The sequence below is a fragment of the Flavobacterium sp. genome (assembly GCF_031423415.1).
GTDB lineage: Bacteria > Bacteroidota > Bacteroidia > Flavobacteriales > Flavobacteriaceae > Flavobacterium.
On record NZ_JANPFL010000134.1, the window covers coordinates 21386 to 27669 of the forward strand.

General features: G+C 36.1%; 6 protein-coding genes. 1 reads left to right on the forward strand and 5 read right to left on the reverse strand.

All coding sequences use genetic code 11. The features are described from left to right. Positions 1-62 precede the first annotated feature (62 nt). The 4 genes from RMO83_RS12160 to RMO83_RS12175 all read right to left on the reverse strand — a co-directional run bounded on the left by RMO83_RS12160 (position 63) and on the right by RMO83_RS12175 (position 3286). Complete coding sequence (locus tag RMO83_RS12160) at positions 63-1631, reverse strand: S41 family peptidase (RefSeq protein ID WP_310559966.1); 1569 nt, start codon at positions 1629-1631, stop codon at positions 63-65. Between the two features lie 149 nt (positions 1632-1780). Beyond that, positions 1781-2245: a hypothetical protein gene (locus RMO83_RS12165; protein ID WP_310559967.1), complete on the reverse strand. Its 465-nt coding sequence runs from the start codon at positions 2243-2245 to the stop codon at positions 1781-1783. A 10-nt stretch (positions 2246-2255) separates the two neighbouring features. After that, positions 2256-2684 (reverse strand): dCMP deaminase family protein, encoded by a 429-nt coding sequence (locus tag RMO83_RS12170; protein ID WP_310559968.1) that lies wholly within the window; start codon positions 2682-2684, stop codon positions 2256-2258. A gap of 8 nt (positions 2685-2692) precedes the next feature. Then, a complete protein-coding gene (locus RMO83_RS12175; RefSeq protein WP_310559969.1) occupies positions 2693-3286 on the reverse strand; it encodes a HupE/UreJ family protein in 594 nt (197 codons plus the stop codon). 273 nt (positions 3287-3559) lie between these two features. Between RMO83_RS12175 and RMO83_RS12180 the strand changes: the two genes are divergently transcribed. Beyond that, positions 3560-3919 carry a TerB family tellurite resistance protein gene (locus RMO83_RS12180; protein ID WP_310559970.1) on the forward strand — a complete coding sequence of 120 codons (360 nt, stop codon included), beginning with the start codon at positions 3560-3562 and terminating at the stop codon, positions 3917-3919. A gap of 27 nt (positions 3920-3946) precedes the next feature. Here RMO83_RS12180 and RMO83_RS12185 read toward each other — a convergent pair. Continuing rightward, positions 3947-6284: gliding motility-associated C-terminal domain-containing protein (locus RMO83_RS12185; protein WP_310559971.1), on the reverse strand; the 2338-nt coding region annotated here is incomplete at its 5' end.

The window sequence follows — 6284 nt, forward strand, 5'->3', positions numbered from 1 at the left end:
TATAATTTAATCGCTGTTCAATCTTATATTTAAAATCAAATCTGACTCGATTTCAAATTGGTCTATTTCAAAACTTTGTCAATCATAGCATCCTCTTCCAATACAATTTCATAAAACTTATTTTCACTGAATAACTGACGGGCAAATTCTGCTGCCAAATAAAGTTTTACTAGTGATTTGTTTTTGTCTAAATTGATCTTTATTCCGTTTTTGAAAAGGTATTTTTGAAAAGCAATGAAATACAAATCTGCGCCATTCATTTTAGCTTTAAATTGTTCGAAAGTCAATCCTTTAAAAACGTTTCGGTTGTAATCTAATTGTTCAAAAACAAATTGGCCCAGAACTCCAGTTTGCAATAAATAAGAAGTGTGTTCTTTGCTAGATTCCAATTCAAGAGGAACGAAAACATCAGGCACGATGCCACCACCACCATAGACAATTTTTCCTTTTGGAGTTTTGAATTTGGGCGTATTAGGTGTTTTTATACTGTCTTTATAATACAATTCTCCACTATCAAAACGCAGTTCGGCTTCTTTCAAATAATCTTCGTTGCCTTTTGAATAAGGTTTTTGTATGGAACGCCCCGTTGGCGTATAGTACCTAGCAATCGTCAGTCGAACCGCTGATCCATCCTCAAAATCCATTTCTCGTTGTACCAATCCTTTCCCAAAAGAACGACGACCTACAATTGTTCCTCTATCATTATCTTGAATGGCTCCTGCCAATATTTCGCTAGCGGACGCACTGTTTTCGTTGATCAATACAAATAGTTTTCCGCTTTCGAAACTACCGGTTTTCGTTGCTATTGTTTTTTCGATTTTTCCGTTTTTGTCCTTTGTAAATACAATTAATTGTTTGTCTGCCAGCAATTCATCTGCAATAGCCACAGCTTGTTCTAAATAGCCGCCGCCGTTGTCCCGAAGGTCGATCACAAGTGATTTTATGCCTTTTTCTTTTAATTTAGTCAAGCCTATTTTGAATTCATCAAAAGTGCTTTCGGCAAAGCGATTGATTTTGATATAACCTGTCGTGGGGTTCAAAAGCAGAGCAGCATCAACACTTTTTATGGGAATAATGCCTCGCTTAATTTTAATATTTAATTTTTTGTTCTCCGTTTTTCTATAAACGGTGACTAAAATTTCAGATCCTTCTTTTCCCTTTAGCTTAGAAAATAGACTGTCTGTAGGGAGTTTTCGGCCAAATAATTTTGTTTTATCGGCATACAAAATTCGGTCACCTGATTGAATTCCCGCTTTTTCCGAAGGTCCGTTTTCGACGGGCTTGATAATAGCTAAAGAATCTTTATACATATAGAAATTCACACCGATTCCCATAAACTCACCTCGCATACTTTCGGCAACTTGTGCTTGCTCACTGGGCGGAATATAGACCGAATGTGGATCCAATTGTCCCAAAATATTCTCGATGGCTCGATTGGTAATGGTATCAGCATTTACTTTATCGACATATTCGTTGTCTATAAAATCAAGTAATTTGTTGAGCTTGTTTTTCGAACTGTTTTTGGCCAAAAACTGACTTTGACCCGGAAAATTGAGCCATCCTCCTAGAAGTATTCCAAAGGCTAAGGCCCCGAAAATAAGTATTGGAAAGTATTTTGGGTTAATTTTCATATTGGTAAAATTTGATTTTTTAGCGGTCCTATATGGTATGCTTCGCCAGTTCGTCCGCCACGGCGGACTCGGGTCGCCTTTTATTTATCGGTGTTTGTTTGCAGCAAACTCGTTGTTAGTGGAGATTTCATATTGAGATTTAAAATAATTTAATTCAATGGGATGTCTCCTACAGTATATTCCCATTGGTTTTTGGGATGTTTGTTAGAAATTAAAGCTATTACCGGAATGGTAAAGCCCGAAGAAATCATACCCAATCCTACTATTGTCAATCCTCCACCAACAGCTGTTACTCCAGTACCTCCAAGTATAAGAATAACGCCTAAGGTACATACTATTGGAGCAGTAATGGTTGCTGTCAGCGACTTTCTTTTAATTTTCTCAATTGAAGATAAAGTAATTAATGTGTTATTTATTGAAATAGTATTGTTGTCAATAATTGAAAATCTTCCATAAAAACATTTGCCGTCAGTTGTAACTACTTTTATTCTTTTGTGTTCCATTAAAAAATCTGATTTTTCAGCATTTTTATTTTGCAATAGAATTCCCTTTTCTTGCGCAATGACAGCAAAAAACGGCAATAGTAAAAATAGAGAAAATATAATTGCTTTCATCTTAGCTTATTTATTCTAATTCTTCAATTTGTTCTGCAATTACACCGGCTTTAACGAGAAAATCCAGTCCTGATGTGTCTTTATATACAATTTGATAGACCACTCTTTTTATTCCAGCTTGGTGAATTAATTTACTACATTCTCTACATGGCGAAAGGGTAATATATAGTGTGGCACCTTCGCAAGTTTGGGTCGATTTTGCTACTTTAAGAATGGCATTTGCTTCAGCGTGAAGAACATACCAGTTAGTTATTCCTGCCTCGTCTTCACAGCAATTTTCAAAACCCGATGGCGTTCCGTTGTATCCGTCTGAAATAATCATTTTATCTCGAACGATTATTGCACCAACTTGTTTGCGTTTGCAATAAGACAAATTACCCCATTCTTTGGCAATTCGAAGATAGGCCTTGTCATATTTATTTAATTTTTTATTTTCCATTTTTTTATTTATCTATTCCAGATTTCGCTTGAAATAATCATTGGTAAAACTACGCCAATTACAAAAGACGACATTGCTAAGGTCCAATCGCGTTTTGAAAATCGGAAGAAAGTTTGGACAATATACGAAAGTATCAACACAATAAAAACTACAATGATTTGCGAAGTTTCGATTCCTAATGAAAACTCCGATAAAGACAATACTTGTGATTGTGGAGAATCATTCACTACGGTTTTAAAATAGGCTGCAAAACTTAATCCGTGAATCATTCCGAAAAACAGAGTTACAAACCCTATAACGCTTATACTTTCTTGTTTTGAAGATTTTCCCGCAGTGAATAGATTAAAAAAAGCAATAATTAGAATTGTTGTTGGAATTAAAAATGTAACTAAATTAATTTTAATAATCATCACTCCAGAAACCGATAGCAGTAATGCTGCAGTATGACCAATGGTAAAAATAGTTACTAAAAGCAACAGTCTTTTCCAGTCTTTAAAGGCATAAGGAATAGTTAATGCTATTAAAAATAAAATGTGGTCATAAGCAGACAGGTCTAGAATATGCCTCAAGCCTTTTTCGAAAAAAATCCAAAATTCTGACATGGTAAACAAGTTTAAATATTAGGGGTTGTCAAACTTACAATTTATTTTGAAATTAGTTTTATTTGATGCTATGAAATGCCTTTTTTGAGCTCTACATTTTTAACAATAGGAGTTAAATATTAACAAAAATATTGGCATTTGATAGTTGAAAAATATCGAAATATGTTGTAACTTTAGTTGACCATTTAAAATCTATTATTATGTCAATAGCACAATTATTTGATAGCGAATTCAAACACCGTGTAAAAGGTCGATTTTCTGCCGCAGTTCGTATTGTATGCAGATGGGGGGAAGTTTGATCCCGATGAAAAAAAGTTTTTAGACAAATTGGCTGTAAAACTGGATATTTCTGATGAAGAATATAAAGAAATTTTAGCCAATCCATTAAAATATCCTCTTAATCCGCCCTATTTATATGTGGAAAGATTAGAGAATTTGTATAATATTTCTAGAGTAGTTCACCATGACCATCATCTGGGCGATAAGCAAGAAACACTTTTAAGAAAATTTGCTGTAGCCCTTGGATTTACAATCGGCAATGTAAACTACATCGTCAATAAAGCATTAGCACTGATAGATAAAAAAGTAGATTTAGATACTTTTATTTATGAAATGCAAAATATGAACCGATAAAATTTTTCAAAATTGGGTATTTTTACTCTATCTAGTAACATATATCCAACCCGATTTGACAATTCCATTTTTATTTTCGGCTACATAATAGTAGGTGCCGTCAGCTAAGAATTCTCCTTTTTTATTTTTACCATCCCATTGGTTTGAATAATTTTGAAAATCATTTACTTCTACACCATATCTATTATAAATACGGAGTTTTGCTATATCACAACCCGTAAGGTCGAAAGTGTCATTAAAAGTATCGTTATTTGGAGTAATTAAATTTGGTATTAAACAAACAGAATTTACGGTCACTTTTTTACTAAACACGCAACCATTGGAATCTAAAACAGTGATGGTGTATTCACCAGGATTTAGGTTTGAATAGGTCGTATTTGACGTAAATGAACTATTATTGATGCTATAGGTATATGGTTCTAAACCACTTGTCACGCCGGTAATTTCAATAATCCCATCAGGTTGCTCATTAATAACATCCGTAGTTTTTAATGTAATCGAAGTTGGAGATTGATAAACTGTTACACTTAAGCTCGCTGTCAATCCGCACTGGCCTGCATCAGGCGTAAAAATATAATTTCCCGATAAAGTATTGCTAACAGAAGCAGGATTCCAGGTTCCAATAACGCCATTAGTTGATGTAAGTGGTAAAACTGGACTTGTTTCACCCGAACATAATGGACTTATTTCTGCAAAAATTGGAGTTACATTGGGGCGGACCTCAACAGTTAAATTAGTAGAAGTTGCACATTGCCCTTCGGTTGGTGTAAATGTATAAGTTCCTGACAGAGTATTGCTTATTGTAGCAGGATTCCAGGTTCCTGTAATAGAATTATCAGATGTTAATGGCAGAACAGGAGGAACTGCGTCCGAGCAAATTGGAGCAATAGATGTAAAAGTAGGAGTAATAATTTCATTTACGGTTACATTTAAAGTTGTACTTGTAGCACATTGTCCTGCATCGGGCGTAAAAACATAATCGGCCGAAGCGGTATTGCTAACAATTGTAGGATTCCAACTGCCTATAATCCCATTTGTAGAGGTTGAAGGTAATAGCGGAGCGGTTGCATTTGCACAAATGGACGAAACGACGTCAAATAATGGTGTAATCGCATTTACATTGATCGTTAATGTAATTGTAGCTGCGCAAATACCCGCAGAGGGAGTAAAAGTGTAAATTTCAGAAACCGTATTACTAACGGTTGACGGATTCCAAGTCCCTGTAATTCCATTCGTTGAAGTTAGCGGTAAACTAGGTGGGGTTGAATTATAGCAAACATCTGCAATTGGGTCAAACAATGGAATTGTTTTAGGAATAATTGTTACATCTAAAGTTGTTGTAGACGCACATTGGTCAGCATTTGGTATAAATGTATAAGTGGCAGAATCTGTATTACTAACCGTTGTCGGGCTCCAAGTTCCTACAACTGAATTATTTGAAGTCGTTGGAAGAATTGGGCTTTCTAGACCTGAACAAAATGGTGCAATTGTTGTGAAAGTTGGTGTTATAATCGGATTGACCACAATGGTCATTGTCGTAGTCGCTGTTGTTGGTGCGCATTGTCCAGCATCTGGTGTAAAAGTATACGTTGCAGTTGCGGTAGTATCTAATACCGGCGACCAAGTTCCAGTAACTCCATTATTAGAAGTGGATGGCAAAGGAGCCAAAGTTTGACCAAAGCAAATTGAATCTACTTGCGTAAATAGCGCTTCAAGCGGATTGACGATAATTGTCATTGTAGCAGGATTTACAGTACATTGTCCAGCGTCTGGCGTAAAAGTATAAGTAGTAGTTGCGGTATTATTTGGTGCTGGCGACCAAGTACCAGTCACTCCATTGTTAGAAGTAGTTGGTAAAGGATCCAAGGTTTCACCCGAACAAATTGGTGCTACTTGCGTAAATAGTGCTTCAATCGGATTGACGACAATGGTCATTGTAGCAGGATTTACAGTACATTGTCCAGCATCTGGTGTGAAAGTATAAGTTGTAGTTACGGTATTATCTAACAATGGAGACCAAGTTCCCGTCACTCCATTGTTAGAAGTGGTTGGCAAGGGAGCCAAAGTCTCACCCGAACAGATTGGTGCTACTTGCGTAAATAGTGCTTCAATCGGATTGACGATAATTGTCATTGTAGCAGGATTTACAGTACATTGTCCAGTATCTGGGGTAAAAGTATAGGTTGTAGTTACGATATTATCTAATATCGGCGACCAAGTTCCCGTCACTCCATTGTTTGAAGTGGTTGATAAAGGAGCCAAGGTCTCACCCGCACAAATTGGTGCTACTTGCGTAAATAGTGCTGGACCAGTTATGAAGCCGTTTGCCGTCCAAATTCCACAGTACGAGGGGCCGCTCGACCTT